Raw genomic sequence first — 25,635 nt, 5'->3', positions numbered from 1 at the left:
CTGAATTCAATATTTTTAGTTGAGAGGTTTCTCCGGAATAACGATCCAAAGGATGATGTAAAGCAACAGGCCGGGGAATCCGGCGCTAAAGACCGCGAGTAACACAAAAATGATCCGGACAATCGTCGGGTCCATGTCCAAATATTCAGCTATACCGGCAAGTACACCGGCAAGCATCCTATCGTTCGAACGGGTAAGTCTTTTCTTGCCGTCGAATGTATTCATAGTTCGATTTTATCCGATTAATCTTCGTCGTCTTCGTCTTCTGCGTACAAGTTATCCTGGTTTTCAAACTCATCGTCCAGGAAGGTTTCTGCATCTTCCAACAACGCTTTGATTACTTCTTCGGAAACAGGAGGCTCACTTAACCAATGAACTTTCTGATTAGTCCAAAAATCTTCAATGTCACTTTCAACGATGAATTTCGGTTCTTCAGTGTGAACGACGAAAATCGTGTCGGGGCACTCTTGTGAGTTGTCGGCAAGTAAAAATTTTGGTAACATAAATCGTTTTTGTTTAATTGTTATAGAGCAAAAATAGAGAAAAAGCCATTCAAAAGCTGTTTTTCAATTTATATTTTTCTTGAAGTACGTTGGCACGGGAGCAAGGTTGAAGTTTTCCGTTGAAATCTTCAAATTAGTTTGACTTCGATTGGCTATTCCATTGTGTTCTATTTGTTTAAAAATAGGTTGACTGAGCGGTTTTACTGATGTTAATCATCTTTTTTCTACAAATTGGAAATAAATGTTATTAATCGAATCAATAATTTCGGCTGTAGAAGACAAAATGCTATTTTAGTCGCTAATTAAAATCTCATGTATGTCAAAGCTTAATGATATTCTTGCCTTAATAGACGGATATATCGGAGGTAGCTCCTGGTTTGTTTACTTACTTTTAGGTACGGGTTTATTCTACACAATTTATCTGAAATTCCCGCAGTTTCGTTATTTGAAATACGCAGTCCGCATCGTTCGGGGTAAGTTCGACCGGGAAGGGGATACTGGTGATACGTCGCACTTTCAGGCTTTGACAACAGCACTTTCAGGCACTGTCGGAACCGGTAATATCGCCGGTGTGGCATTGGCCATTCACCTGGGAGGGCCTGCTGCTTTATTCTGGATGTTGGTGACAGCGCTCCTTGGTATGACGACTAAATTTGTAGAGGTCACGCTCTCTCATAAATACCGCGAAAAAACGGATGACGGTACGATGGCCGGTGGGCCGATGTACTACATGAAAAACCGCTTGAACATGAAGTGGCTGGCCGTCATTTTCGCAATTGCAACCGTTTTGTCGTCATTCGGAACCGGAAGTTTGCCACAGGTTAACTCCATCTCGAACTCCTTGTTTGCCACCTTTGGTATTAACAAGGTGTTGACAGGTTTCGTATTGGCGGTTCTTTTGGGATTTGTAATTATTGGTGGTATCCAGCGGATTGCCAAAGTAACCTCGCGATTGGTTCCGTTGATGGCGCTCATCTATTTTGTTGGCGCCATTGCCGTTATCGGGTACAACTACGAAAATATTATCCCGTCGATCATTGCTATTTTCAGCAATGTCTTCACGGGAACAGCAGCTACCGGTGGTTTCTTAGGTGCCGGTTTTGCTTTTGCCTTTAACCGGGGTGTGAACCGTGGCTTGTTTTCCAACGAAGCAGGGCAGGGGTCTGCACCAATTGCACACGCGGCAGCCCGTGCTCACGAGCCTGTTTCTGAAGGTTTGGTGGCGCTGCTCGAACCGTTTATCGATACCATCATCATTTGTACCCTGACAGGTCTGGTGATTTTGTCGTCGGGCGTTTGGACTGAGAAAGTTGACAACCAGTTTCAAACAACAGATATTGTGGTGATGGACAATCGTTACGACGAGGCGAAGCCGGAAGATCAGCAGGCGCTGCACGATTTCCTGTTAGGCCACACCACACTGCCTGAGTACACCGGCGATTTGCAGGTTGTTGACGGAAAAGTGCAAAATGATCTGACCATTATCCATGCCCGTTCGGTAGCCGAAAATGTTCGGGTGCTAGAAAACGGTGCGCCTTATAACGGTACGGTGTCGGTTGTAAATGGTGTGATACCAAACAATGTTTCATTGGCTTTTATGGGAAAATCGTTGATCCACAGTGCTCCGTTAACAACGATCGCTTTTACAAAGAGTTGGTTTGGCGATTTTGGAAAATATATTGTGGCAATAGGCTTGTTGCTTTTTGCGTTCTCAACTGCAATTTCGTGGAGTTATTACGGCGACCGGGCAATGACATTCATGTTCGGCTCTAAAGCAGTGATTTACTTCCGGATTGTGTACGTCATTGGTTTCTTTTTGGCGTCATTTACTGATACCACAATCATTTGGACATTGTCAGGAATTACGATTGCTTTGATGACGATTCCGAACTTAATTGGTATCTTGCTGTTAAGAAAAGAAATGAAAGCGGAGGTAAAGAGTTTCTGGGTTGAATACTCGGAAAGGTTCCCGGAGGAGCATGCTCCGGTTGACTAACAAATATATTTTAACGCAAAATGTCAGAGGATCTTGATTTCAACGGTTTAAAATTACTGGTGGTTGACGATAGTCCGATTAATCATCGGGTTGTTACATTGTCGTTGCGGGGGCGATTTTCTGAAATCGATAGTGCCTACAATGGATTGGAGGCTTTTGAGAAGTATAAAAAAGTTCCCTACGATGTGATATTAATGGACGCGATGATGCCGGTCATGAATGGATGTGAGTCGACCTTGGTCATTCGTCTGTTCGAAAAAGAGCAGGAAATGCTCAAAAAAGCATTTATTATTGCCATGACGGCTAGTGATGCGGACGGGGATATCAAACATTGTTTGGAAGCCGGGATGGACAATTACCTGGGCAAGCCTTTCAACGCTTCGAATTTCTTACGCATGGTCGAGAACAAGTTTAATTCCTGATTATTTCTGAAAGATATCCCCGAATGGGGAGGTGCTGGCAAAGATCCGCGGCAAACACGCCCGGAAATCTCGGAACTAAAAAACTTCTTGTTATTTTTGCGCCAGCAAATAAAAACTGATGACGAAAATATATCCGGATAATTTTGAAGTGAAAATCGGTTTCGACAAAGTGCGTGCTTTGTTGAAGGAATCTTGTTTAAGCAGCCTGGGACAGGACCGCGTGGACGAGATTGAATTTATGACCAAGCCTGGCAAACTCGATTTTGAGTTGTCGCTCACCGATGAATTCTCCAAATTATTGCAGGATACTGACTCGTTCCCGATTAACTATTTTTTCGATATGCGTCCGGCGCTTTCCAAAATCCGAACGGAAGGCCGCTTTTTGGATGTTGACGAACTTTTCAATCTGAAGCGTTCGCTTGAGACCATCATTGCGATTGTTCGTTTTATCAAACAGCAAAAAGAAGAAAGTTATCCGAACTTGCGGAAGCTATTGGAACAAGTGCAGGTTTTTCCGTATGTGAAAGACCGGATTGACCAAATTCTAAATCAGCACGGGAAGATCAAAGATTCGGCATCGCCCGAACTGGCCCGAATCAGGCGAGAATTATTCTCGAAACAAGGTAATGTATCGAAGCGTCTGCATGCCATTTTGAAGCAAGCTCAACGCGAAGGTCTGATCGAGGACGACGCCAGTGTGTCTATCCGCGATGGGCGACCGGTAATCCCGATTTCTTCGGCCTTGAAACGACGCATCAGCGGGATTGTGCACGATGAATCTGCTACCGGAAAAACATCCTATATTGAGCCGGCCGAGGTGGTCGAACTGAACAATGAAATCCGGGAACTGGAATATGCTGAGCGGCGCGAGATTGTTCGCATCCTGGTGGAAGTAGCCGACGACATTCGTCCGTATTTGGGCGACTTGATGAGCCAATATGAATTTCTTGGTACCATTGACTTTGTTCGCGCGAAAGCACGCCTGGCAAACCGCATGGAGGCGATCAAGCCGCATATAAAATGGGAGAGCCAACTGGAGTGGATCAAGGCGGTTCACCCATTGTTGAAATTCAACCTGGCCAAGGAAAACCGCCAGGTAATGCCCTTGAATATTACCCTGACTCAGAAAGACCATTTGCTGTTGATTTCCGGCCCCAACGCCGGTGGTAAATCGGTCTGTCTGAAAACAGTCGGGTTGCTGCAGTACATGTTGCAGTGCGGGCTTTTGATTCCTGTACACGAAAGCAGCCTGGCCGGTATTTTCGACCAGATTTTTATCGATATTGGTGACGAACAGTCGATCGAGAACGACCTGAGTACCTACAGCTCGCACTTGATGAATATGAAATTTTTCGTTCGTAATTCGAATGAAAGAACGCTGGTGTTGATTGACGAGTTTGGAACCGGTACCGAACCCATGCTTGGGGGAGCCATTGCTGAGGCAATTCTCAATCAACTGAACCAGTTGGGTACTTTCGGAGTTATCACTACTCACTATACTAACCTGAAGCATTTCGCATCGGGAGCCGAGGGCATTATAAACGGTGCGATGCTGTACGACGCGCATCAAATGGAGCCGCTCTTTCAACTTGAAATCGGAAAGCCGGGTAGCTCGTTTGCTTTTGAAATTGCCCGTAAAATCGGGATGCCGGAAGTAATTCTGCAGGAGGCTACCGATAAAATCGGGAAAGACCACATCGACTTCGATAAGCACTTGCGCGACATCCTGCGCGACAAACGCTACTGGGAGTCCAAACGTCAACGGATTCGTCAGGTGGAGAAGACGCTTGACGATGTTTCAACGCGCTACGAAACCGATCTGAAAAAGCTGAATGATCAGCGGAAGCAAATCCTTGAAGAAGCAAAAGCGGAAGCTGCGAAAATTTTAGCGGAGGCCAATAAGAAAGTTGAAAATACCATTCGCGAGATTCGTGAAAGTCAGGCTGAAAAAGAAAAAACCAAAGCGATCCGGAAACAGCTGGAGACCTTCAAGGAAGAGGTTGTTGAGACCAGTGCTGAACAGGACGAATGGATCCAGCGGAAGATTGAAAAGCTGAAGAATAAGCAAAAGAATCGCAAGGAGAAAAAAGAAGTCAAGCCAGAGGCTCCGCAGCAACAACTAGTGAAGCCACAGGTTGAAAAGCCGTTTGAAGTGGGCGATAAAGTTCGCATTGAAGGACAAGATACGGTTGGCGAAATTCTGGAGCTGACCGATAAAAATGCGATCGTCGCTTTTGGGCAATTGCGCACCACCGTCGCTCGTAAGAAGTTGAAGGCAGTATCGAACAACGAAGCCAAGCGCGAGCAGAAGGTGTACAACCAGACCAAGGCAAACGTAAACAAGAACCTCTCGGAACGACGTCTAAATTTTAAACCCGATATCGATATCCGCGGTCAGCGCGCCGAGGAAGCGATTACCAATATTCAGGCTTTTATTGATGAAGCTATCATGCTCAACGTACACGAACTTCGAATTTTGCATGGGAAGGGGAGTGGTATTTTGAAAGAAATGATTCGCAACTACCTGAAATCAGAGCCTGCCGTAAGTTCCTGCCGCGACGAGCATGTTCAGTTCGGTGGAGCAGGTATTACCATTGTGGAGCTGGGCTAACCAATGGTGAATATTAAAAACACGAATTTTTATCAATCGACTTCTTTCGCTTACTGGCGAACTATGCCTGTCTGTATGAATCATATCTAACAGACATCATATTGTTGATTTCTTATTTGACAAAAGACTTTGAGTTATTCGTTATTAACATTGAATATTTTAAGTAGTTTTTCCGAATAAATTATCCCTCGGTGTGACTTTTCTTTCAATTTTTGCGACTAATAGCTCAAAAACAAATCACCAATGATTGATGATAAACTAACCGATCAGTTTTTGAAATTAGTCGAAGAAAACAAGAAACTGATTTTTAAAGTTAGCCGCATGTTCTGCAGTTTTGAGGCTGATCGAAGTGATCTTTTTCAGGAGATCGTCGCAAATTTGTGGAAGGCTTATCCCCGTTTTAACGGGCGGTCGAAGTTAAGTACCTGGATTTATAGGGTTGCATTAAACACTGCAATTTCTTGGTTTCGGGACTATTCTAATCAGAAAAATCATATTGAGTATACCGACTGGGTTCCCGGCATCGAAACAGGGGAGACATTGGACGAAATAACAGAACTGTTGTACGCTGCAATCGGTCACCTGGGGAAAGTTGATAAGGCAATTATTATGTTGCAGCTTGAAGGATACTCCTATGATGATATTTCGGAGATTATCGGCTTAAGCAGAACCAATGTGGCGACCAAAATAAACCGTATCAAACAGAAACTAAAAAATCATTTGTCAAACAATTAAATCGGAAACTATGGAATACAAAGAATTGGAACAGCTTTGGAGAAAATATGACAATAAGTTGGATACACTTGAAAGTCTGAATAAAAAGTTGATATTGGAGACATTGGCTCAGAAATCACAGAAGAAAATAGATTGGCTGCAATACCGGAATTATTATGGATTAGTGATTGGTCCGATTGTTTTGGCGTTCGTGTTTCACGAACAGTTTCGACCAGAGAACTTTGACTTGACGGTTCTTTTGGGAACTTTACTTTGGATCGTATTTTTCGTTTACTCCAGCTGGTTTTTTATTTCAGCAATCCGAAAATTGAAAAGTATCGATATCGTTAATGATACTGTTTTGGGATCAACCGCAAAGCTCAACGATTATAAGAAAATGTTCGTTCGGTCGTATCAACTAAATTTTCTTTGGAGCCCGGTTGCCTTAGCAGGAACGCTTTTAATTGGATGGAATATGTTTCATTTTGATTTTAAAACGATACTTTTTATCGTGCTTCTGGCTGTGTTCATGCTTTTGTTGAGCCGGAGAAATTTGATGGCCTTCTTGAAAAAATCTGATAGAATTCTCGAGGATATTGAAGACTTGGGAGAATACAAGGAATAGACAATATTGCGTACAAAAGTTTAGCGTTTCTCCGGTATCCGTAAAATCAGAAAGTTCAGTATAAAGGCGCCAACGATCATCCAGTTGGCCCAACTGAAGCCGTACACTGATGCCAGTATTTTTCCGCCTAAAGCAAACAAACCGCCTACAAGCATGGCAACGATACTCAATTTTTTGTTCACCTTCAGGTTCGCCAGTGCTGCAATGATTGGTACAATGAAAGCCCCGGAATAAAAGGAAAGCGCCATCAGGAGGGAACCAATGATGGAGGTAATTTGCAAAGCGATCAGCATGCTGATCACACCAATGACTACAATAAAAACTCGCGTGGTGTTGAGTGATTTTTTGTTGTCAATATCTTCCTGAAATAATTCAGTCACCATCATCGAGGCTGTCAGTAGGGTGGTATCAGCCGAAGAAAGTACCGCTGAGAGCAGCGCTGCAGCCATTAAGCCGAGTACCCATTCGGGCAGGTATTGTGCAATCAGATCGACTAAGACGACTGAATGTGTCAATTGCTCTGACGAGAGATTTTCAACTGCAAATACGCCAAGATAAGTCAGTACGAATGCGAACGGAATAAGGATTGCCGCAACAACGGCGATGCTTTGCCGGGCGGTTCGTTCGTCGCGGGCACAAAAAACACGTGAATAAATATCCGGTCCCACCACAAAGGTGCTCGAAAAAGTAAGAACCAGAATAAGCAAATCAGTTGTTCCGAAGTGCGGATTAAATGGGAAACTGTCGCCAATCGGACTCGTGTGCGGCCCGTGGGTAAACGCCAGAAATATTGCCGAACAGGCAACTCCGACGAGAATGATAATCGCCTGGATAAAATCGGTTTTCAGGATGGAGATTTGCCCTCCAATCAGCGTGTAGATAATGAACACCGCGGATGAGATAAGCACGCCGTCGGAATAAGGCAGCGCAAACAAACTGAACAGGATTTTTGCCGCGGCAATGATTTGTGCCGCCACAATTCCCGTCCAGGCCATCGGGATAATCACCGACGCTGACTTGCGGGCCGTATTTCCGTAGAAACGGCCGATCATGTCGGTCAGCGTGAATTTGCCAAACTTGCTAACCTTGCGCACCAGGGGAAACAGCAGCCACAAACCGGCCGATGCCGCCAACAGGTACCAGGCAGCAGCCCAGCTTTGGTGAATCGCCAAATTAACAGAACCCAGAATGGCAGAGCCACCTAAAATAGAAGCCAGCAAACTTCCGGCAATCTGAAAAACGCCGTTTCGTTTCCCGGCAACAAAATAGTCGGAAGGCGTTTTAATTTTCAGTGCCGAGACAACTCCAATGACGAGCAGGACAAGTCCGTAAACAACAAGAATGGTAATCTTCATAGTCAATTCTACTGGGTGTCCCGCAGGACAGACACACAAAAATAACAATTGTCGGCTATCTTCCCTTTTTCCGGTGGCAACGCTTCTGATAAATAACATTGTTTAAGCAGGAAAATCTTCTTAAATTCTAAAAGAATCAAACCGAAAGACTTATGAAACCGGAACTGTTTCTGGGCAACGAGGCGGTGGCGCAGGCGGCCATTGATGCCGGTATTTCGGGCGTTTATGCCTATCCTGGTACCCCGTCGACAGAGATCACAGAGTATATTCAGCAAAGTAAACAGGCTCTTGATCGGCAGGTGCGCTGCAATTGGTCGGCCAATGAGAAAACGGCTTACGAGGCGGCTTTGGGCATGAGTTACGCGGGCAAGCGTGCGTTGGTTTGCATGAAACAGGTCGGATTGAATGTGGCTGCTGATGTTTTCATTAACTCGGCGATTACGGGTGTGAATGGAGGTTTGGTATTGGCAGTGGCTGATGATCCCGGGATGCACTCGTCTCAAAACGAGCAGGACTCTCGCTTCTATGGGAAGTTTGCAATGATCCCGGTTCTGGAACCTTCGAACCAACAGGAGTCTTACAACATGGCTTATGAAGCTTTTCAACTGTCAGAGCAGAGCCAACTTCCGGTTATGCTTCGCCTGACAACCCGCCTTTCGCATACACGTTCCGGTGTTCTCCGCCGCGAAGTACTTCAGCCCAAAAGCCTGAAGTTACCGCAGAGTAGCAAACAGTTCCTCTTACTTCCGATTTTTGCGCGGAAGAATTACCGCCATCTTTTGGAAAAGCAAGACCTGCTACAAGAGTGGGCCGAACAGTCTAAATACAATTTTTTCAGGGATGGAGCAGATAAAAGCCTCGGGGTCGTTTGTTGCGGACTAGGCTGGAACTATTTCCAGGAAGTTTTCGCCGATTCTGAGATTCCGTATCCAAGAGTGAAAATCTCACAATACCCGGTACCTGTGTCAATCATCCGAAAACTCGAAGAGTTGTGCGACGAGTTGCTCGTGGTGGAAGAAGGCTATCCGCTGGTTGAGGAACAACTGCATGATTTCTTTGGGAAAGGAAAGCCGGTGCATGGTAAGCTCGACGGAACAATTGACAGACAGGGAGAGTTGACGACGGATAAAGTTGGGCGGGCGTTAGCTGTGATTTACGATGAGCCTTTCTCAGTGCCTGAATGCGTCGTTCCGCGACCGCCATCTTTTTGTATGGGCTGCGGACACGTTGATGCATTCAAGGCATTGGATGAAGCGATTGCCAGCTACGGCGCGGGGCATATTTTTTCCGACATCGGTTGTTACGCCCTGGCTGCTTTGCCGCCCTTCGAGTCAATTTATACCTGTGTGGATATGGGCGCCTCCATCACCATGGCGAAAGGGGCTGCCGATGCCGGCTTTTTCCCGGCGATTGCCGTGTTGGGCGATTCCACTTTTGCGCACTCGGGAATCACCGGATTGCTCGACGCCGTTAATGAAAAGACCAATATGCTGATCGTGATTTCCGATAACCAATCAGTGTCGATGACCGGAGGGCAGGATTCGGCTGCAAAGGATATTATCGAAACTATTTGTGTGGGGCTTGGTGTCGACACCCGCCACATTCGGGTCTTTGTGCCCTTAAAAAAGAATCACGAGGAGATGGTTCAGATTTTTAAGGAAGAGATTGAATTTGAAGGAGTTTCGGTGGTTATCCCACGGCGGGAGTGTTTGCAAAAGGCGATGTGGAGAATGAAACGGAATAAAACGAAATAGTAAACATTGACGATGAAAACAGATGTTATTTTAGCAGGTGTGGGTGGACAAGGAATTTTATCGATGGGAGCCATTATCGGGCTGGCAGCGCTCGAAGAAGGGCTTCATTTGAAACAGTCGGAAACGCATGGCATGAGCCAGCGCGGAGGAGCTGTGGTATCGCACGTGCGCCTTTCGGACCGATCCGTTTATGCTGATTTGATTCACCACGGGCAGGCCGATCTGATTTTAGCGGTTGAACCAATGGAAGCCTTGCGACAATTGCCTTTTCTGAAAAAAGACGGTTACCTGATCACCAATACTGATCCGTTTACCAATCTTCCGAATTACCCTGAAATCGGCAAAATTCAAGAGGCGCTTGATCAGCTACCCAAAGTGCTGAAAATAGATGCCACCGATCTGGCCCGCGATATCGGTCACGCAAAGTCTTCGAATATTATTATGCTGGGTGCTTTGTCTGCTTTTGTGCATATCTCAGTCCAGTCGTTCGAAAAGGGGATTGAAACCGTTTTTGCAGGCAAGGGAGAAGATGTGGTCGAATTTAACAAGCAGGCTTTTCATTTGGGACGAAAAGTGGCTTTGACAACGGTTTGACGAAGTTGGAATTCGTTTTGTCGCCAATGTTTTGCCCGTTCGGGAATCCTGTTTCCGGATTTCTTTTCTAACTTTAGGGCACTGCACTGCAAAATCAAATTATTACAAACAATGAAAAGAAACTACCTGAGCGGTTTGGTCGCGCTATTGGCGTTTACTGCCTGCCAAACTGCCACAAAACCAACCGTTGAAGAAAAGAAACCCAACATCATTTACATTCTCGCTGACGATTTGGGCTACGGCGATTTGAGTTGCTACGGGCAACAAAAGTTCGAAACCCCAAATATTGACAAGCTGGCGACCGAAGGGATGCGTTTTACAAATCACTACGCCGGATGTGCCGTTTGTGCTCCTTCGCGCTCGTCGCTGCTGACCGGGCAGACGACCGGATTTACACCGATCCGCGGTAACGTTGGAACCAAGCCTGAAGGGCAATTGCCGTTGCCTGCCGACGCATTTACGGTAGCCGAACTTTTACAGCAGAATGGTTACGTGACTGGTGCTTTCGGAAAATGGGGTTTGGGCTTCATTGATACTGATGGCGATCCCAATAAACAAGGATTTGACGAATTTTACGGATTCAATTGTCAGACACTGGCTCACAATTATTTCCCCGGGCACCTTTGGGATAACCAATCGATGATCGAGTTGGATGGCAATGCTGATGACCAGTTTGAAGAATATGCTCCCGAGTTGATTCACGAAGAAGCCATGAAGTTTTTGGAGCGGAACAAGGATACAACCTTTTTCATGTTCTATCCTTCGGTGATTCCGCATGCTGAATTGAAACTTCCGGAGAAATACCTGGCTAAGTTCCGTGGTAAATATGATCCCGAGAAACAATTTGAAGGAGCTGATTACGGAAGTCCTCGTTTCCGAACCGGAGGTTACGGTTCACAGCAGGAATGCCACGCCGCGTTTGCGGCCATGGTTTCGGTGCTTGATGACGAAGTTGGGGAGATTATGGCGAAGTTGAAGGAACTGGGAATCGACGATAACACCTTAGTGATCTTCTCTTCAGATAACGGGCCGCATATTGAAGGTGGCGCTGATCCCGATTATTTTGATAGCAATGGTCCGCTGAAAGGCTACAAACGCGATTTGTACGAAGGCGGTATTCGGGAGCCGATGATCGCCCGCTGGCCGGATAAAATAGCAGCCGGTTCATCAACCGATTTGATTTCAGCTTTCTGGGATGTGATGCCAACATTTGCTGAGCTTGTTGGTGCCGGGAAGCCAACCAATATCCAAGGGATTTCGTTTTTGCCAACCTTACTGAACGAACCCGGCCAAAAGAAACATGACTATTTGTATTGGGAATTCCACGAAAACGGAGGTCGTCAGGCCATTCGTCAGGGAGACTGGAAATATGTGTCCTACAATGTTTCCGATCCGGAGAAGCAAACTCTCGAGCTTTACGATTTGTCGAAAGATCCGGGGGAGGAGCACAATCTTGCAGCAGAACACCCGGAAGTAGTTGAAGAGATGCAACAGATTCTCTGGGCTGCCCGCACCGAATCTGCAGAATTCCCCTTTGGCATGGAAGGACATTCAACAACTGAATAGCTTGTTGGATATTCGGTATTCGGATAATTAGACTACCGGCAGCTTTGTCCGATCAGGATAAAATTGCGACTGTATACAGCGACTGATTACTTTGTCAGTCGCTTATTTTTTGCTTTCTTTCGTGTATGGAAAGCCGGTCAATTAAAGAAATTCGGGACGAGTTGAAAAACTACCTGCCGCAGCAGTTGCAGGAGCTGTGTTTGCGGATGGCACGCTTCAAAAAGGATAACAAAGAACTGTTGACCTACCTGTTGTTTGAATCTGAAAATGAAGAAGGCTTCATCCAATCGGTGAAGCAAGAGATTGATCTGGGCTTTAAAAGTATGAACCGAAAAAGTGGCTATCTCATTAAAAAGAGCTTGCGGAAAATACTGAAGGATACGACTCAGGCTATCCGATATTCGGGGCTAAAAACAACCGAGGTTGAACTGCTCATCTACTTTTGCCGGAAGATGCGAACGGAAAAGATCCCGATGAGCACTAGCCCAATCATCCGAAATATGTATGCGAGGCAGCTTCAGAAAATAACCACAACTGTTGGTAAGCTTCATGAGGACCTTCAATACGATTACGAAGAAGACATTGCTTATTTAAAAGCATAAAAAAACGGAACTGAAATTCAGCTCCGTTTTTTATTTTATTTAAATCGAACGATTAGTCGTATTTGTGTTCTGTTTCAGCAGGACCGCAATCACAATCGCAATCCAAACCTTTTTCGTACTGTTCCAGTGCACGCATGCTCATACCCATTGATGAGAAACCACCATCGTGGAACAAGTTCTGCATAGTCACTTTTTTGGTCAGGTCAGAGAACAAAGTGATGCAGTAGTCTGCACACTCGTCGCCTGTTGCATTACCAAGCGGAGACATACGATCGCCGAAGTCCAGCAAACGGTCGATACCTTTTACACCACTACCGGCAGTTGTGCGAGTTGGTGACTGTGAAACCGTGTTCACACGCACGTTGCGCTCGCGGCCGTAGATGTAACCGAAGCTACGGGCAATTGACTCCAACAACGCTTTGGCATCAGCCATGTCGTTATAACCATAGAATGTACGCTGTGCAGCAACATACGATAAAGCTACCACAGATCCCCATTCGTTGATGGCGTCTTTTTGACGACAAACCTGCAATACTTTATGGAATGAAATTGCTGAAATGTCCAGTGTTTTATCCAGGTAGTTGTAGTCGAGGTCGCTGTAATGACGACCTTTGCGCACGTTCGGAGACATACCAATTGAGTGCAACACAAAATCGATTTTTCCGCCCAACACTTTCATCGACTCTTCAACCAGGTTTTCCAGGTCGGCTACGTTGGTAGCATCGGCCGCGATCAATGTCGAGTTTGTTTTCTCAGCGAGCTGAGCTGTATCTCCCATACGCAGGGCAACGGATGTATTCGTTAATGTGAAGGTAGCTCCTTCTTCATAGGCGCGCTCTGCAACTTTCCAAGCAATTGAATCAGCATTCAGGGCACCGAAAATAATCCCTCTTTTACCTTTTAGTAAATTATAAGCCATGATTTTAAATTTATGAGTCTTTAAACAACTCGCGTTTAAAATGGTTTTGAAATATGGTGTAAAACAAAAAAATACCGGCTTTGGCCGGCATCGTTTTAAATTCTTTCAACACTGTTTGCTGGTAACCATCCCTGGTTTCCGTCAGACAGGCGAATTTCCATCCAACCGCTCAAATTATCTTTGATTTCGACCTTCAGTCCTTCATGAATCAAAAATAAGTCGGTTCCACTGTCGGAAGGCGAGCTTTTTACCGTCACGCTTGGTTGCGTGATGATGGCAAAATTATGCTCGGTTATTCGCTTCTTATGCCGGGCGGCAAAGTTAAAACTAAAAATGGAAATAACTATCACTAAAATACCGGTCCAAAATGAAACTCTTTTGATCACGCCGTTTTGGGTGAAGAAAAATAGTCCCGCCAAAATCAGGAACACGATGAACGAAACCACGCTAATGCGCGCCCACTGGTCGATGGAGAACTTGTTGGTGATGTTGTTCCACCAGCGAACAAAGAAAACTTGTGGTAGCGGGTCGATGGCATCAACCACGTGTTGATTGGCCAGTTCCAGGTTGAACTGAATATCTTCGTCGTTGGGAGCCAATAGTTTTGCACGCTCGTAATTCAGAATAGATTGCGTGTACTTCCCGGTCTTGTAATACGCATTCCCCAGGTTGTAATACACTTCGGCTGATTCTTTACTACCATTCAAAATTTCGTTGTAAGCCTCGATAGCCTGATCGTATTCGCCGGCAATGTAGTGTTGGTTGGCTTTGTCAAGCTGGGCATCCTGTGCAAAGACCGACAGGCTCAATGCCAACAAAAATATGGTTTGAATGAACTTCTTCATGATTGTCTTCTTTTTTCGGTTACTCAACGGATTTGTTTGTCCAGCTTACCCATCAGGTTGGCCGATTTTTCATACACTTCCTCCAAAGCTGCGTCCGAAGCACTCGGTGCGTAGCGGGCAAATTCGCAGGTGTCGATGATCTTGATGAACTCGTCAACCTGTTCTTTGCTTGCGCCGCGTTGGGCAAGGGTCATCGCTGCGTTGTCGCGGTTTAGTTTCGCAACCGGAATACTCAATTTATCACTCAGATAACCCCAGAATGCTTTCAGAACCGCTTCGTAGAATTGCTCCGAGTTGTGTTGTTTCAAGTGTGCTGCTGCTTCTTTCAGGCGTTTGCGCGCCATTTTGTTAGCTTGTTTAGTTTTCACCAACTGGATATTGGCATTTTCTTTCAGCTTTTTCCGGTAGACAATGGCAACAATTACCGCCACAACGAATGAGCAGATGTATAACAACCAGAAAGCCAGGCTACCATAGAATGAATTATCGGTACTGCGGAGCTTGTATTGGTTTTGCTTGATGTAGCGAATGTCTTTTCCAAGGAAACGCACATCTTCTTTATTGTAAGCGCTGGTCACCGTTGTGTTTTGATCGTCGGTGCCTTGTTCAATCGTCAGATCAAACGCTTTTGATGTCGTTGTTTTGTAGGTTCCAGTTGCCGGGTTGAAGCTCGAGAAGGTCACCGCAGGAATTGTGTAATCTCCGGCGTAACGCGGAATAACCAGGTATTCGAACGTCTTGCTTCCCTGCAAACCACTGTTGGTCGATTTCAGACTTTCGTTGGTCTTTGGGTCGTACACTTCAAAATCTTTCGGGAAATCTACTTTTGGCGCTTCAATCAACCGCAGGTTACCACTTCCCGAAACGGTCAGTTTTAAGGTAATTGCTTCGTTGGTTTTTGCACCGGTTTTATCGATGGAAGCCGAGAAATCCAGATCCCCTACGCCGCCGTAGAAGCCATCCGGACTAGCCGGTAAGTTTTTCACCTGCACGTAAACCGGATCACTGGTTACTTTGGCCGATACTGTGCGGTAGTTATCGAAGAAATCGTCGAAGAAACTGCGCTGGCGTTTGATCTGCTGACGAACCAGGCAGGTAATTTCAAACGGATCGATTTTAATTTTTCCGGTTTGTTGCGGGAACAGGATTGTTTTCTTCAGCACGCCAACCTGGTAAATTTTCCCCTTGTAGACTTCGCGATTGAACGTAATCTGGTTGGGAATATCGATGTCCTGTGTCCAGAAACCTTCGTACGAAGGCAGTTTTACATCTTCGAAATTCGTAATAGGAACACTAGGACTCACATAAATTTTTACCGTTGCAATAATCTGTTGGCCTTTGTAGACATTGCTTTTGTCCAGGTCGACTTTCACAAACAAATCGTCCTTAGTAATTTCGGTTGTTGCCGGGGCCTGCTGTTGTTGCTGTTGGCTTCCGCTGCTTTGGCTTTGCTGCGTTTGCGGCTGGCCTTTCACAACTTCAATTTCCAATTCATTCGATTCGTAAACTTTGCCGTCAACATTGATCGATGCCGGACGAATGGTGAAGGTTCCTTCAGTCTTTGCACGTAAAATATAGATGTACGAGAACGACACGGTTTGCGTCGTTTGCCCGTTGATCATCTGGATGCTGGTACTTTGGGAGGTTGATGGGCCCATGAGCACGTCGAATCCGGATAAATCGGGTAATTTTAAATCGGTACCCTGCTCATTCAATGTAAAAGAAAGACGGAATTGTTCGCCAACCGAAACTACGTTGGGGCCGGTCATGTTAAATCGTACACTATCGGCCGAGGCGAACCAAGCCGGTAGTACAAATAAGATTGAAAGGATGAGTCTCTTAATCATTTTACTCCTTATGCGTTGGTTATTTCAACTTCAAAATTAATATATAAAGCATGAAACAGTGAAAACGGTGTTTTTAGTCTGCAGTTGGTAACTAATATTTCAATTGTTACCAGTCCTTGTCAGTCTGTCGTTGTTTTGCTTGCGCTGCTTGTGCTTTTTTTACTTTTTCCTGGATCTTTTCTTCGTCGTTTTGCAAAGCCTGCAACAAACGCTCCGCATTCTCTTTGGAGATTTTTTGTTCCTGAGGTTGCTGCTGTTGCTGCTGCTTATTCTGATCCTGGTTCTGCTTATTCTGTTGATCCTGGTTTTGCTGATCTTTATTTTGGTCTTTGTTCTGGTCCTTATTCTGATCTTTGTTTTGATCCTTGTTCTGGTCCTGCTTGTCTTTATTCTGATCCTGCTTATCCTTGTCCTTGTCTTGATCTTTATTCTGATCTTTATTTTGATCTTTGTTTTTCTGCTGCTGTTCCTGTTTTTTCTTCTGGTTCATGGCATACAGCAAGTTGTACTTGGTGTCCAGATCATTCGGATTGTTTCGCAGCGCTTTTTTGTATGCTTCAATACTTTCGTCCAGCTTGTTTTGCATCAGTAGCGAGTTGCCTATGTTGTGGTAAGCACGCGCTTTTTCCACTTTATCTTCACTCTTCTCGGCCACTTCTTCGTAGGTACTTTGCGCCTGGTCGAACTTTTGCTGCTTGTAAAGCGCATCGCCCAGGTTGAAGTTCCACTTCTGATCGTCGGGGCGTTTGTCCAGTGCCCGGCGATACGCCACTTCAGCCTGGCTATAAGCAGCTGTGTCTTGTTTGGTGGTGTCGCCCAGCGCTTGTTCGTAAAGTTTGTTCCCCATGCGAACGAATTTCCGTTCGTTTTGTGCCTGAACTGCCACTGAGATCAGGAGGAACATAAAACTTAAAAGAGTGATATCGATTATCTTGTGTTGTCTCATTTTCCAAATATTTTGATGTTTTTCAAATATTTGTTCTTCCGTTCCAGAACCAGATAATCCAGCAACAGGAAGAATAGGGCCAGGGCGATGAACCATTGGTACTGTTCGGCATATTCTGCGTAAACCAGCGACTCCATCTCGGCACCTTCCATTTTATTTATCTCGTTGAAAATGGTGTTTAGGCCAACTTGTGCATTGTTGGCCCGAACGTAAACGCCGTTTCCGGCAGCGGCAATCTCTTGCAGCATTTTCTCGTCGAGCTTGGTCACCACAACCTGTCCGCTTTTATCTTTTCTGAAATCTTTTTGTCCGTTTTGATAGACCGGAATCGGAGCTCCCTGCGGCAATCCCATCCCAATGGTGTGAACGATGATGCCTTGTTGCGCTGCGGCTTGAGCTGCTCCAACGGCATCGTCTTCGTGGTTTTCACCGTCGGTAATAACGATGATGGCTTTGTTACCCGTAAACTGCGGGCTGAATGAACTTACCGCCAGGTTGATGGCTGCGCCGATGGCTGTTCCCTGCCGCGGAACAATGTTCGTACTGACAGAATTCAGAAACAGCTTAGCCGACGAAAAGTCGGTGGTAATGGGCAGCTGCGTGTAAGCATCGCCCGCAAAAACGATCAGGCCGATTTTGTCGTCATCCAAATTGTCGACTAAGCGGGAGATGGCTCTTTTCGCCCGTTCCAACCGGTTGGGTTGAATGTCTTCGGCCATCATCGAGTTGGAGACGTCCAGCGCGATAATCAACTCCACACCGTTCCGTTTTTCAGTTTTCAACTTACTGCCGAATTGCGGTTGTGCTACTGCAAAAATAATTGATGCCAGTGCGAACATCCATAAAATGAATTTAAGCACCGGGCGGCTGTTACTCACATTCGGCATTAGCTGATCGACGATTTCCTTTTGACCGAAACGCTCCAGCGCCTTTTTACGGCGGATGCGGATGACTGAGAAAATAACGATCAGGATCGGTATGATGGCCAGTAAATACAGGTATTCAATATGTGCAAATCTGAACATTTCCATTTTTCTTCAACTTAAGGAATGTTTCTGAATAGGGTTATTTTCAGGAATAGACCGGCCAGCAGGATCAGACCGCCTAAGAAGGCGAACCGCTGGTATTCTTCCTGTTTCCGGCTGAATTCCTTCACCTCAATTTTCGATTTTTCGAGCTTGTCAATTTCATCGTAGATTTTAACAAGCGACTCGTTATCGGTAGCCCGGAAATATTGACCGTCGGTGATGTCTGCAATTTTTTGCAGCGTTTCCTCGTCAATTTTCACCGGCATATTTTGCATTTGCGTTCCAAAAGGCGTTTGAACAGGGTAGGGAGCAGTTCCCTCGGTTCCAACTCCAATGGTATAAACGCGGATACCGAATGTTTTGGCAAGTTCAGCTGCGGTAACCGGAGCAATTTCGCCGCGGTTGTTTTCACCGTCGGTCAGCAAAATAATGACTTTACTGATGGCTGTGCTTTCCTTTAAACGGGCAACCGAGGTGGCTAATCCATTTCCGATAGCGGTACCGTCTTCAATCATACCGCTCTGAATGTCGCGGAAGAGGTTGATCAGCACAGCGTGGTCGGTTGTCAGCGGACACTGCGTAAAGCTTTCGCCCGAGAAAACGACCAGCCCCATCTTGTCATTTGGGCGACCGGCAATAAACTTGGTGGCCACATTTTTGGCTGCTTCCAAACGGTCGGGTTGAAAGTCGCGGGCAAGCATCGAACTTGAGATGTCGAGCGCGATTACAATGTCGATCCCTTTGGTTGTTGAATTTTCCCAGCTGCTGGAAGATTGCGGACGCGCTAATGCGACGATCAGCAGGGCAACACCAGCCATTTGCAGGAAGATCGGTGCATGGCGCAAATAGTGTTTCCAGCTTTTCCCGATTTTGCTAAAACCGGAGATCGTTGAAAAGCGGATGCTCGCTCCCGATTTTCTGAACCTGAAAATGTACCAGGCCAGCATGGGAATCAATAGCAGCAGCAGGTAAAAATATTCCGGATTTTTAAATGTTATTCCGTTCATCTTTTTCTTTCTATTCTTAGAAAATTGTTGTGATGTATTTTTTTCTGCAAAAAGTTTGAAGCAGAGACTTATTTCATGTCTACTTCCTCACCTTCGCGTTCATCTTTAACTTCCGTCTTTCGTTCTTCAACCTTTGTGTCGTTCACAAAGAAGAAGGCATTCATCAAAGTCAGGTTGTGGTCGTCGGGCGAAGGTTGATACTTGGCAAACTTCACCAAGTCGGACAGGCTGAGAATGTCTTTTAGCTGAACCTTCGACTTATCTGCTAGGAGATCTTTTTGTTTGTTGAAAGCCTGCATTGTTTCCTCGGTCGTGTACTCCATCGCATTGATTTTGTAACGCTCCTGAATATATTGACGCAAGGTGTCAGACACATCACTGTAGAACATTTTGACTTCCGCCGGTTCCAGCCAGTGTTTTTCATCTTTGATACGCTCCAGTTCGCGCAGGGCAATCACGTGCGGTGCCTCTTTGGGCTTGGCCGCTTTACCAAATACCGGTTTGTTTTTCCGGCGGCGCTGGATGTAGTAGAAAATGAAGAAGGCAATGGCCAAAATCAAAATCGCACCCAAAATGTAGGGCGAAGCTTCGGCTAAGGTCACCGGAGCTGCATACGGATGCTTGATGTCGGTCGGGCCTTTGGTGGTATCAATTTCCATTCCATGCACGAAAAACTCGGCGGGCAGGGTTTCCAAATCCTGCTGCATATTGTCCTGAACCAGTTTAAACTTGAAGGACGGAACAACGTTGCGTCCGGTGTCGAAGCTCGTAATGGTCAGGTTTTTGATGATTTTTAGCTGTTCGCTTTCGTCCAGTTTGAAGGTGTCCAATGGCGATTGTGCCATCACTTCGATGCCATTGGCGAGGGTATCGCCAACTTCAGGGAAAGCAACTTGAGCATCCTTGGGCTGCTCCAATTCCAGCCGCAAATTAAACTGGTCACCAATCAGTACGTTGGTTGAATCAATTACTGCTTTTACGCGGATACCCTGAGCGAAGGATGTTCCCTGGAAAAATCCGCACAGCCCTAGCAATAATATCGTAATTTTTAGTCCTTTCATGCTTTATGCTTTTAACCCCCGTTTTTTAAACAGCGTCATCAGGGATCTGACATAGTCCTCTTTGGTGTTGATGTTGGCGTAATCTACACCGCTTTTCTTAAACGACCAATCCAGTTTGGCACTGGCTTCTTTCCACCATTGCGCATAGCTTTCGCGCACTTGCCGGCTGCTACTGTCCACCCAGATGTACTCGCCGGTTTCAGCATCTTTCAGCTTGATCATACCAATTGGCGGCAGGCTGGCTTCGCGCTCGTCGAAAATGCGGAGAGCCACGACATCGTGCTTGTTATTGGCGATAGTCAGCGCCTTGTCGAATTCGTTTTCACTTTGAATAAAGTCGGAAATGATGAAACAGGTGCAACGTTTCTTGATGGCATTGGTCATGTAACGCAAGGCTTCGGAAATGTTGGTCCCTTTGTTTTCCGGCTCAAAATCGATCAGCTCGCGGATGATACGCAAAATGTGCGATTTCCCTTTTTTAGGCGGAATGAATTTTTCAATGGTTTCCGAGAAGAAAATCACACCGATTTTATCGTTGTTCTGGATGGCAGAGAACGAAAGAATCGCGGAGATTTCGGTAATCACATTCTTTTTGAATTTCTCGAATGAACCAAAATCACGCGACCCGCTGACGTCGATCAACAACATCACGGTCAACTCACGCTCTTCCTCAAAAATTTTGATGTACGGTTTGTTGTAGCGAGCCGTCACGTTCCAGTCGATGTTACGCACGTCGTCGCCGAACTGGTATTCGCGCACCTCGCTGAAAGCCATCCCGCGTCCTTTAAAAGCCGAGTGATATTCGCCCGCAAAAATATTTGCGCTCAATCCCCGGGTTTTAATTTCAATCTTCCGGACCTTTTTTAATAGTTCTGTATGTTCCAAGCTACCTTGATTATAAGTTCAACTACTTTACTTTTTCTCGTGGTATAAATTCCAAAAATCAAATTCCAATGACCAAAACCCCAAAGTCAAATCCCAAAATTCAAAAGGGGTTAGTGATCTAGCTTTTTAATGATTGCTGAAATAATCTTTTTCAACTCGTCAGCTTCACTAACCAGATCTTGAAGCTCGTTATCAAAATCAGGATTTGTGTTCTTTAAAATTGTTAGCCAGTAAATGGTCTCTTTAGCTTCCTTTCTTGCAATTCTCATTCGGAATAGCTTGTCTTTGTCGCCTAGAGACTCATTGGCCTCAATATAATTTGCACCGATCGAACCTGAAGACCTGACTACTTGCTTGAAATCTTCCGTGTTTGAAGTATTTCTGGGCAATACTTTCAATCTTAATCGAATATCGATTGCAAATTGAAGGCACCTGTTTTCAAGTTCGTTCATGTTTGGATTTTGTTTTTTGTTCCTTGTTTTTTGGAATTTGTTCCGCTAAGGAACTTCAACAGTATTCAGAATATCTGTAATAATTTCTTCGGTTGTAATGTTGTTGGCTTCGGCTTCGTAGCTCAACCCAATACGATGGCGCATCACATCGTGACACACAGCCCGCACATCTTCCGGAATCACATATCCACGGCGCTTAATGAAAGCGTATGCTTTGGCAGCCTGCGCCAAACTGATACTTGCACGTGGTGAACCTCCGTACGAAATCATATCGGCATATTTCTCCAACTTGTATTCGATCGGGTTACGGGTGGCGAACACAATGTCGACGATGTATTTACTGATTTTCTCATCCAGGTAAACATCTTTTACCACGTCGCGAGCTTTAATGATTGCTTCCGGCGTCAACACTTTCGATGGTTGCGGGAATTGCTTCAACAGGTTTTGTTGAATAATCAGTTTCTCTTCCTCTTTTTGCGGATACTTGATAACCACTTTTAGCATGAAACGGTCAACCTGTGCTTCGGGAAGCGGGTAGGTACCTTCTTGCTCAATCGGGTTTTGTGTGGCCATTACCAGGAAAGGTTCCTCCAGTTTGAAGGTTTGGTCGCCAATGGTAATTTGGCGTTCCTGCATGGCTTCCAGCAAAGCTGACTGCACTTTAGCGGGCGCACGGTTGATCTCATCTGCCAGTACGAAATTGGTGAAGATCGGTCCTTTTTTGACCACAAACTCTTCATTCTTCTGGCTGTATATTAGTGTACCCAGCAAGTCGGCGGGCAGCAAATCCGGTGTAAACTGAATTCGGGCAAAATCAGCGCTAATGGTCTTCGCCAGCGTGTTAATGGCCAACGTTTTTGCCAGCCCGGGAACACCTTCCAACAGGATGTGGCCGCCCGACAACAAACCAATCATCAAACTTTCAACAAGGTGTTTTTGTCCGACAATCACCTTGTTCATTTCCATGCTGATCAAATCGACGAAAGAACTCTCTTTCTCTATTCTTTCATTGAGCTCACGAATATCAACTGCTTGATTCATATTTTTAGATCTATTTTTATATTTTGGTTGACGAAATTAGTGCATACTAGTTCAAAAAAGGGTATAACTTTGTTAAAAGTTGTTAAGTAAAAACCAGCGCAAATGCCTGTAAAATTAATAAAAACAGAACGATTGGAAAGTGCTGGCTTCTAAATTTTAAGTTTAAACAGATTCGAAAATTGAAACAACGATATTTTGTTGAATTAGCCTATAACGGCACGCGTTATCATGGCTGGCAAGTGCAGCCCAACGCCAAAAGTGTGCAGGGAGATTTGGAGCATGCGCTCACAACCATTTGCCGCGAAGACATTGGGGTAACCGGTGCCGGCCGGACTGATACCGGTGTTCACGCGAGCTACTATGTGGCCCATTTCGACTCGGCCAAAAGCTCCTTGGATGAACCTGGATTTACCTACAAATTGAACAGCTTCTTAGGCAAGGACGTGGTCATTTTTAAAATCACCAAAGTTGATTCGGAAGCGCATGCCCGCTTTGGTGCTGTCTCCCGGACTTATCACTATTTTATCAATCAACGGAAGAATCCCTTTACGCTGGAGACCTCCTGGTACAATAGCCGGCCGTTGGATGTTGAACGAATGAACGAGGCCTGCAAGGTGCTTTTCGAGTTTATTGATTTTACCAGCTTCAGTAAGTTGCACACCGATGTGAAAACGAATAATTGCCGGATTGACGAGGCTCGATGGGAACTGGACGGTCAGCAATTGAAATTTACGATTAAAGCCGATCGCTTTTTGCGGAACATGGTTCGGGCTATTGTGGGGACAACAGTTGAAGTTGGATTGGGAAAACTTACAGTTGATGGTTTTCGACAGGTTATCGAAGCCAAAGATCGTGGCTCAGCCGGAGTTTCTGCACCTGCAGAGGGACTATTTTTAACCGATATTCATTATCCGGAAGAGATGTTTGTGCGGTCGGAACCAATCGACTGATTACAACATCGAGGCAATCGAGCTGAGGTCGTTTACCTTTTCGCGATGGCCAACCGCTTCGTAAGCCTCAATCAGGTTTTCGAGCAGCAACTTGATGATTTTTCGGTCTTCGCTTGGTTGCTGAAAAACTTTGTCGTCGACGTGCTCATTTTTCTTCATGAAATACTCGATTTCTTTCCGCCCGATAATCGCCCCTTTGTTTGCCGGGTTGATGTAGAATAAAATGGGGGAGTCGTAGTCTTCGCCATGTGTTTTCTTTGCTAATTCAGCATCAACATAAGCCAATAGCGGATTTTTAGGGAAGTCGATCAGCTCGACCGGAAAGCCCAAATCGCGTGCAACTATTGTATATAAAATGGCCAACGAGATCGGGTTGCCTTTTTTGGTTTCCAGCAGTTGGTTGAGGTAACAGTTTTGCGGCAACAGCATGTTGCTGTGGTTGATGGCAAATTTGTTGACATCATAAAGAATGTGGTTCAAAACCGTGATTTTCTCAATCGAGGTCAGTCGGTTGTTGATTTCGAGCCAAACGTCGCTGCTAATTTTTTTGAGTTGACTTTCAACTGATTTCAGTTTTAAGTCGGGGTATTGGTATTGGCTGATCAGAAAGAATCCTTCAAATAGATCAACGGCCGGTTGTATCGACCAGTTTTGAATTCGTTTGCTGGTTTCGCGAAACTGAATTTGCTGAATCAAATCTTCGATCCGGCTCTGCATCAGTTCGTCCAGGCTCGTTTCCCAAACGTGCTCTAATTGTTCCACCTGCAACGTATCTTCCTTCAGCAACTCCTTTTCCACCATCTCAAACACTGCTTGATCCGGGTCATCCAAAAGGCTAATTAGTGCTTGTAGTTTTTGAGAATCCATAAGCGTCGTGTATTGGCTCAAGATATATTATTCTGCCAACTTATCCAAAACCAACTGAATAAGCTTTTTCATCATCGTGTGGTAGTCGCCGTTGGCCTGTTTGCTTAGACGGTTCGCGATGATGAGACAAACCGTCAGCGCGCGGTGGCCCAGTAGAGCCGACAGCCCGTAAATGGCCGAACATTCCATTTCGTAGTTGGTAATTTTATAATCGGCGTAGTTAAAACTTTCGATTTTAGGATTTATCTCGGGATCAACGATTGGCAACCTTAAAACCCGCCCCTGCGGACCATAGAAGCCCGGTGCCGATATGGTAACACCCGAAGCAAAATTGGGCCCGTTAATTTTATCAAACAGTTCGGGAGAAGCGTCAACAACATAAGGCGACGTTAACAGCGGGTTCCAGTCGACGTGGTTTTTAAAATTGGTTTCAAAGTCCAGATCAGACACCGAGTTCCGTCCTGCATAAAAGTTGAGCAGGCCATCGAAACCGATTGCTTTGCGAGAAATCACAAAGGAGTTGACATCCAGAAAAGGCTGAAGTCCGCCGGAAGTGCCAATACGAATGATGTTCAACTTTCGCTTCTCCGTTTTTATCTCGCGTGTTTCAAAATCCACGTTCACCAACGCATCCAGTTCATTGATCACAATGTCGATGTTGTCAGTGCCAATGCCAGTAGAGATAACTGTGATGCGCGTTTTTTTGAACGTTCCGGTTACGGTGACAAATTCGCGGTTGCTAACTTTAAATTCAATTTGGGAAAAGAGGGAAGCGATCATTTCAACCCGTCCTGGATCGCCAACCAGGATTACGTTGTCGGCAATTTGCTCGGGTTTCAGGTGAAGATGAAAGATACTTCCATCGGAATTAATTATTAGTTCGGAGGAGCCAATCATAGAAAGTCCTTGATGATTTTGCTCAAAACTAATCAAAAATCCGGCGCAACGCAACGTCGGTTCCGATTCCTGTTTCAAGATTATCGGCGACTTTTGTTTAATTGCGGACAATTGTTTAATATCGTATAAATAATATTGAAAACTTACC

The 25,635-nt window shown here is 45.3% G+C and carries 25 protein-coding genes; 10 read left to right on the top strand and 15 right to left on the bottom strand.

Features of this window, described 5'->3' with window-relative positions; all coding sequences use genetic code 11:
* Positions 1 to 15: 15 nt before the first annotated feature.
* Both BC643_RS04705 and BC643_RS04700 read right to left on the bottom strand, forming a co-directional pair.
* Positions 16 to 225, bottom strand: a complete 210-nt coding sequence (locus tag BC643_RS04705) for a PspC domain-containing protein (RefSeq protein WP_120272001.1) — start codon at positions 223 to 225, stop codon at positions 16 to 18.
* A gap of 17 nt (positions 226 to 242) precedes the next feature.
* The gene (locus BC643_RS04700; protein WP_120272000.1) at positions 243 to 503 is read right to left on the bottom strand and encodes a hypothetical protein; all 261 of its coding nucleotides are present in this window, start codon (positions 501 to 503) and stop codon (positions 243 to 245) included.
* Positions 504 to 819: 316 nt separating this feature from the next.
* Between BC643_RS04700 and BC643_RS04695 the strand changes: the two genes are divergently transcribed.
* The 5 genes from BC643_RS04695 (at position 820) to BC643_RS04675 (ending at position 6,871) form a co-directional block, all read left to right on the top strand.
* The gene (locus tag BC643_RS04695) at positions 820 to 2,499 is read left to right on the top strand and encodes an alanine/glycine:cation symporter family protein (protein WP_120271999.1); all 1,680 of its coding nucleotides are present in this window, start codon (positions 820 to 822) and stop codon (positions 2,497 to 2,499) included.
* A gap of 20 nt (positions 2,500 to 2,519) precedes the next feature.
* Positions 2,520 to 2,921 (top strand): response regulator, encoded by a 402-nt coding sequence (locus tag BC643_RS04690; protein ID WP_120271998.1) that lies wholly within the window; start codon positions 2,520 to 2,522, stop codon positions 2,919 to 2,921.
* Positions 2,922 to 3,039: 118 nt separating this feature from the next.
* Positions 3,040 to 5,532 carry an endonuclease MutS2 gene (locus BC643_RS04685; protein WP_120271997.1) on the top strand — a complete coding sequence of 831 codons (2,493 nt, stop codon included), beginning with the start codon at positions 3,040 to 3,042 and terminating at the stop codon, positions 5,530 to 5,532.
* Positions 5,533 to 5,775: 243 nt separating this feature from the next.
* Positions 5,776 to 6,267, top strand: coding sequence for an RNA polymerase sigma factor (locus BC643_RS04680; protein ID WP_120271996.1), 492 nt, complete (start codon positions 5,776 to 5,778; stop codon positions 6,265 to 6,267).
* 10 nt (positions 6,268 to 6,277) lie between these two features.
* A complete protein-coding gene (locus tag BC643_RS04675) occupies positions 6,278 to 6,871 on the top strand; it encodes a hypothetical protein (protein ID WP_120271995.1) in 594 nt (197 codons plus the stop codon).
* A gap of 20 nt (positions 6,872 to 6,891) precedes the next feature.
* On the opposite strand, the gene BC643_RS04670 is transcribed toward BC643_RS04675, so the two are convergent.
* On the bottom strand, positions 6,892 to 8,226 hold the full coding sequence (locus BC643_RS04670; protein ID WP_170154452.1) for a sodium:solute symporter family protein: 1,335 nt from the start codon (positions 8,224 to 8,226) through the stop codon (positions 6,892 to 6,894).
* A 152-nt stretch (positions 8,227 to 8,378) separates the two neighbouring features.
* On the opposite strand from BC643_RS04670, the gene BC643_RS04665 reads away from it, so the two are divergent.
* From BC643_RS04665 to BC643_RS04650, 4 genes are all read left to right on the top strand, one after another.
* Positions 8,379 to 9,980, top strand: coding sequence for an indolepyruvate ferredoxin oxidoreductase subunit alpha (locus tag BC643_RS04665; protein WP_120271993.1), 1,602 nt, complete (start codon positions 8,379 to 8,381; stop codon positions 9,978 to 9,980).
* 12 nt (positions 9,981 to 9,992) lie between these two features.
* On the top strand, positions 9,993 to 10,574 hold the full coding sequence (locus tag BC643_RS04660) for an indolepyruvate oxidoreductase subunit beta (RefSeq protein WP_120271992.1): 582 nt from the start codon (positions 9,993 to 9,995) through the stop codon (positions 10,572 to 10,574).
* Between the two features lie 111 nt (positions 10,575 to 10,685).
* Positions 10,686 to 12,140 (top strand): arylsulfatase, encoded by a 1,455-nt coding sequence (locus BC643_RS04655; RefSeq protein WP_120271991.1) that lies wholly within the window; start codon positions 10,686 to 10,688, stop codon positions 12,138 to 12,140.
* 125 nt (positions 12,141 to 12,265) lie between these two features.
* The gene (locus BC643_RS04650) at positions 12,266 to 12,742 is read left to right on the top strand and encodes a hypothetical protein (protein ID WP_120271990.1); all 477 of its coding nucleotides are present in this window, start codon (positions 12,266 to 12,268) and stop codon (positions 12,740 to 12,742) included.
* A gap of 52 nt (positions 12,743 to 12,794) precedes the next feature.
* On the opposite strand, the gene BC643_RS04645 is transcribed toward BC643_RS04650, so the two are convergent.
* The 10 genes from BC643_RS04645 to BC643_RS04600 all read right to left on the bottom strand — a co-directional run bounded on the left by BC643_RS04645 (position 12,795) and on the right by BC643_RS04600 (position 22,773).
* The gene (locus tag BC643_RS04645) at positions 12,795 to 13,661 is read right to left on the bottom strand and encodes an enoyl-ACP reductase FabI (RefSeq protein WP_120271989.1); all 867 of its coding nucleotides are present in this window, start codon (positions 13,659 to 13,661) and stop codon (positions 12,795 to 12,797) included.
* 95 nt (positions 13,662 to 13,756) lie between these two features.
* Complete coding sequence (locus BC643_RS04640) at positions 13,757 to 14,506, bottom strand: tetratricopeptide repeat protein (protein ID WP_120271988.1); 750 nt, start codon at positions 14,504 to 14,506, stop codon at positions 13,757 to 13,759.
* Between the two features lie 23 nt (positions 14,507 to 14,529).
* On the bottom strand, positions 14,530 to 16,353 hold the full coding sequence (locus BC643_RS04635; RefSeq protein WP_120271987.1) for a BatD family protein: 1,824 nt from the start codon (positions 16,351 to 16,353) through the stop codon (positions 14,530 to 14,532).
* A gap of 106 nt (positions 16,354 to 16,459) precedes the next feature.
* Entirely contained in the window at positions 16,460 to 17,299 is an 840-nt protein-coding gene (locus tag BC643_RS04630; protein ID WP_120271986.1) for a tetratricopeptide repeat protein, read from the bottom strand.
* Positions 17,296 to 18,324 (bottom strand): vWA domain-containing protein, encoded by a 1,029-nt coding sequence (locus BC643_RS04625; protein ID WP_120274144.1) that lies wholly within the window; start codon positions 18,322 to 18,324, stop codon positions 17,296 to 17,298. Before BC643_RS04625 ends, BC643_RS04630 begins: the two co-directional genes overlap by 4 nt.
* A 17-nt stretch (positions 18,325 to 18,341) precedes the next feature.
* Positions 18,342 to 19,334, bottom strand: a complete 993-nt coding sequence (locus tag BC643_RS04620) for a vWA domain-containing protein (protein ID WP_211337983.1) — start codon at positions 19,332 to 19,334, stop codon at positions 18,342 to 18,344.
* Between the two features lie 68 nt (positions 19,335 to 19,402).
* Positions 19,403 to 20,395: a BatA domain-containing protein gene (locus BC643_RS04615; RefSeq protein ID WP_120271985.1), complete on the bottom strand. Its 993-nt coding sequence runs from the start codon at positions 20,393 to 20,395 to the stop codon at positions 19,403 to 19,405.
* A 3-nt stretch (positions 20,396 to 20,398) separates the two neighbouring features.
* A complete protein-coding gene (locus tag BC643_RS04610) occupies positions 20,399 to 21,223 on the bottom strand; it encodes a DUF58 domain-containing protein (protein WP_245994860.1) in 825 nt (274 codons plus the stop codon).
* A gap of 167 nt (positions 21,224 to 21,390) precedes the next feature.
* Complete coding sequence (locus BC643_RS04605; RefSeq protein ID WP_120271983.1) at positions 21,391 to 21,732, bottom strand: four helix bundle protein; 342 nt, start codon at positions 21,730 to 21,732, stop codon at positions 21,391 to 21,393.
* 45 nt (positions 21,733 to 21,777) lie between these two features.
* Positions 21,778 to 22,773: an AAA family ATPase gene (locus tag BC643_RS04600; protein WP_120271982.1), complete on the bottom strand. Its 996-nt coding sequence runs from the start codon at positions 22,771 to 22,773 to the stop codon at positions 21,778 to 21,780.
* A 179-nt stretch (positions 22,774 to 22,952) separates the two neighbouring features.
* Between BC643_RS04600 and truA the strand changes: the two genes are divergently transcribed.
* Positions 22,953 to 23,723, top strand: coding sequence for a tRNA pseudouridine(38-40) synthase TruA (truA, locus tag BC643_RS04595; protein WP_211337982.1), 771 nt, complete (start codon positions 22,953 to 22,955; stop codon positions 23,721 to 23,723).
* Here truA and BC643_RS04590 read toward each other — a convergent pair whose 3' ends face one another.
* Positions 23,724 to 24,590 carry a transglutaminase-like domain-containing protein gene (locus BC643_RS04590; protein ID WP_120271980.1) on the bottom strand — a complete coding sequence of 289 codons (867 nt, stop codon included), beginning with the start codon at positions 24,588 to 24,590 and terminating at the stop codon, positions 23,724 to 23,726.
* Positions 24,591 to 24,617: 27 nt separating this feature from the next.
* On the bottom strand, positions 24,618 to 25,565 hold the full coding sequence (locus tag BC643_RS04585; RefSeq protein WP_245994859.1) for a nucleoside phosphorylase: 948 nt from the start codon (positions 25,563 to 25,565) through the stop codon (positions 24,618 to 24,620).
* Between the last annotated feature and the right edge of the window lie 70 nt (positions 25,566 to 25,635).

The sequence above is a fragment of the Mangrovibacterium diazotrophicum genome (assembly GCF_003610535.1).
Classification (GTDB): Bacteria; Bacteroidota; Bacteroidia; order Bacteroidales; family Prolixibacteraceae; genus Mangrovibacterium; species Mangrovibacterium diazotrophicum.
The sequence above is the reverse complement of the archived record's forward strand: the minus strand, read 5'-3'. Positions and strand labels throughout refer to the sequence as shown.

Coding starts and splice junctions, on each gene's coding strand:
- BC643_RS04705 (WP_120272001.1), bottom strand. CDS start 225: ATGAATACATTCGACGGCAAGAAAAGACTTACCCGTTCGAACGATAGG.
- BC643_RS04700 (WP_120272000.1), bottom strand. CDS start 503: ATGTTACCAAAATTTTTACTTGCCGACAACTCACAAGAGTGCCCCGAC.
- BC643_RS04695 (WP_120271999.1), top strand. CDS start 820: ATGTCAAAGCTTAATGATATTCTTGCCTTAATAGACGGATATATCGGA.
- BC643_RS04690 (WP_120271998.1), top strand. CDS start 2,520: ATGTCAGAGGATCTTGATTTCAACGGTTTAAAATTACTGGTGGTTGAC.
- BC643_RS04685 (WP_120271997.1), top strand. CDS start 3,040: ATGACGAAAATATATCCGGATAATTTTGAAGTGAAAATCGGTTTCGAC.
- BC643_RS04680 (WP_120271996.1), top strand. CDS start 5,776: ATGATTGATGATAAACTAACCGATCAGTTTTTGAAATTAGTCGAAGAA.
- BC643_RS04675 (WP_120271995.1), top strand. CDS start 6,278: ATGGAATACAAAGAATTGGAACAGCTTTGGAGAAAATATGACAATAAG.
- BC643_RS04670 (WP_170154452.1), bottom strand. CDS start 8,226: ATGAAGATTACCATTCTTGTTGTTTACGGACTTGTCCTGCTCGTCATT.
- BC643_RS04665 (WP_120271993.1), top strand. CDS start 8,379: ATGAAACCGGAACTGTTTCTGGGCAACGAGGCGGTGGCGCAGGCGGCC.
- BC643_RS04660 (WP_120271992.1), top strand. CDS start 9,993: ATGAAAACAGATGTTATTTTAGCAGGTGTGGGTGGACAAGGAATTTTA.
- BC643_RS04655 (WP_120271991.1), top strand. CDS start 10,686: ATGAAAAGAAACTACCTGAGCGGTTTGGTCGCGCTATTGGCGTTTACT.
- BC643_RS04650 (WP_120271990.1), top strand. CDS start 12,266: ATGGAAAGCCGGTCAATTAAAGAAATTCGGGACGAGTTGAAAAACTAC.
- BC643_RS04645 (WP_120271989.1), bottom strand. CDS start 13,661: ATGGCTTATAATTTACTAAAAGGTAAAAGAGGGATTATTTTCGGTGCC.
- BC643_RS04640 (WP_120271988.1), bottom strand. CDS start 14,506: ATGAAGAAGTTCATTCAAACCATATTTTTGTTGGCATTGAGCCTGTCG.
- BC643_RS04635 (WP_120271987.1), bottom strand. CDS start 16,353: ATGATTAAGAGACTCATCCTTTCAATCTTATTTGTACTACCGGCTTGG.
- BC643_RS04630 (WP_120271986.1), bottom strand. CDS start 17,299: ATGAGACAACACAAGATAATCGATATCACTCTTTTAAGTTTTATGTTC.
- BC643_RS04625 (WP_120274144.1), bottom strand. CDS start 18,324: ATGTTCAGATTTGCACATATTGAATACCTGTATTTACTGGCCATCATA.
- BC643_RS04620 (WP_211337983.1), bottom strand. CDS start 19,334: ATGAACGGAATAACATTTAAAAATCCGGAATATTTTTACCTGCTGCTG.
- BC643_RS04615 (WP_120271985.1), bottom strand. CDS start 20,395: ATGAAAGGACTAAAAATTACGATATTATTGCTAGGGCTGTGCGGATTT.
- BC643_RS04605 (WP_120271983.1), bottom strand. CDS start 21,732: ATGAACGAACTTGAAAACAGGTGCCTTCAATTTGCAATCGATATTCGA.
- BC643_RS04600 (WP_120271982.1), bottom strand. CDS start 22,773: ATGAATCAAGCAGTTGATATTCGTGAGCTCAATGAAAGAATAGAGAAA.
- BC643_RS04590 (WP_120271980.1), bottom strand. CDS start 24,590: ATGGATTCTCAAAAACTACAAGCACTAATTAGCCTTTTGGATGACCCG.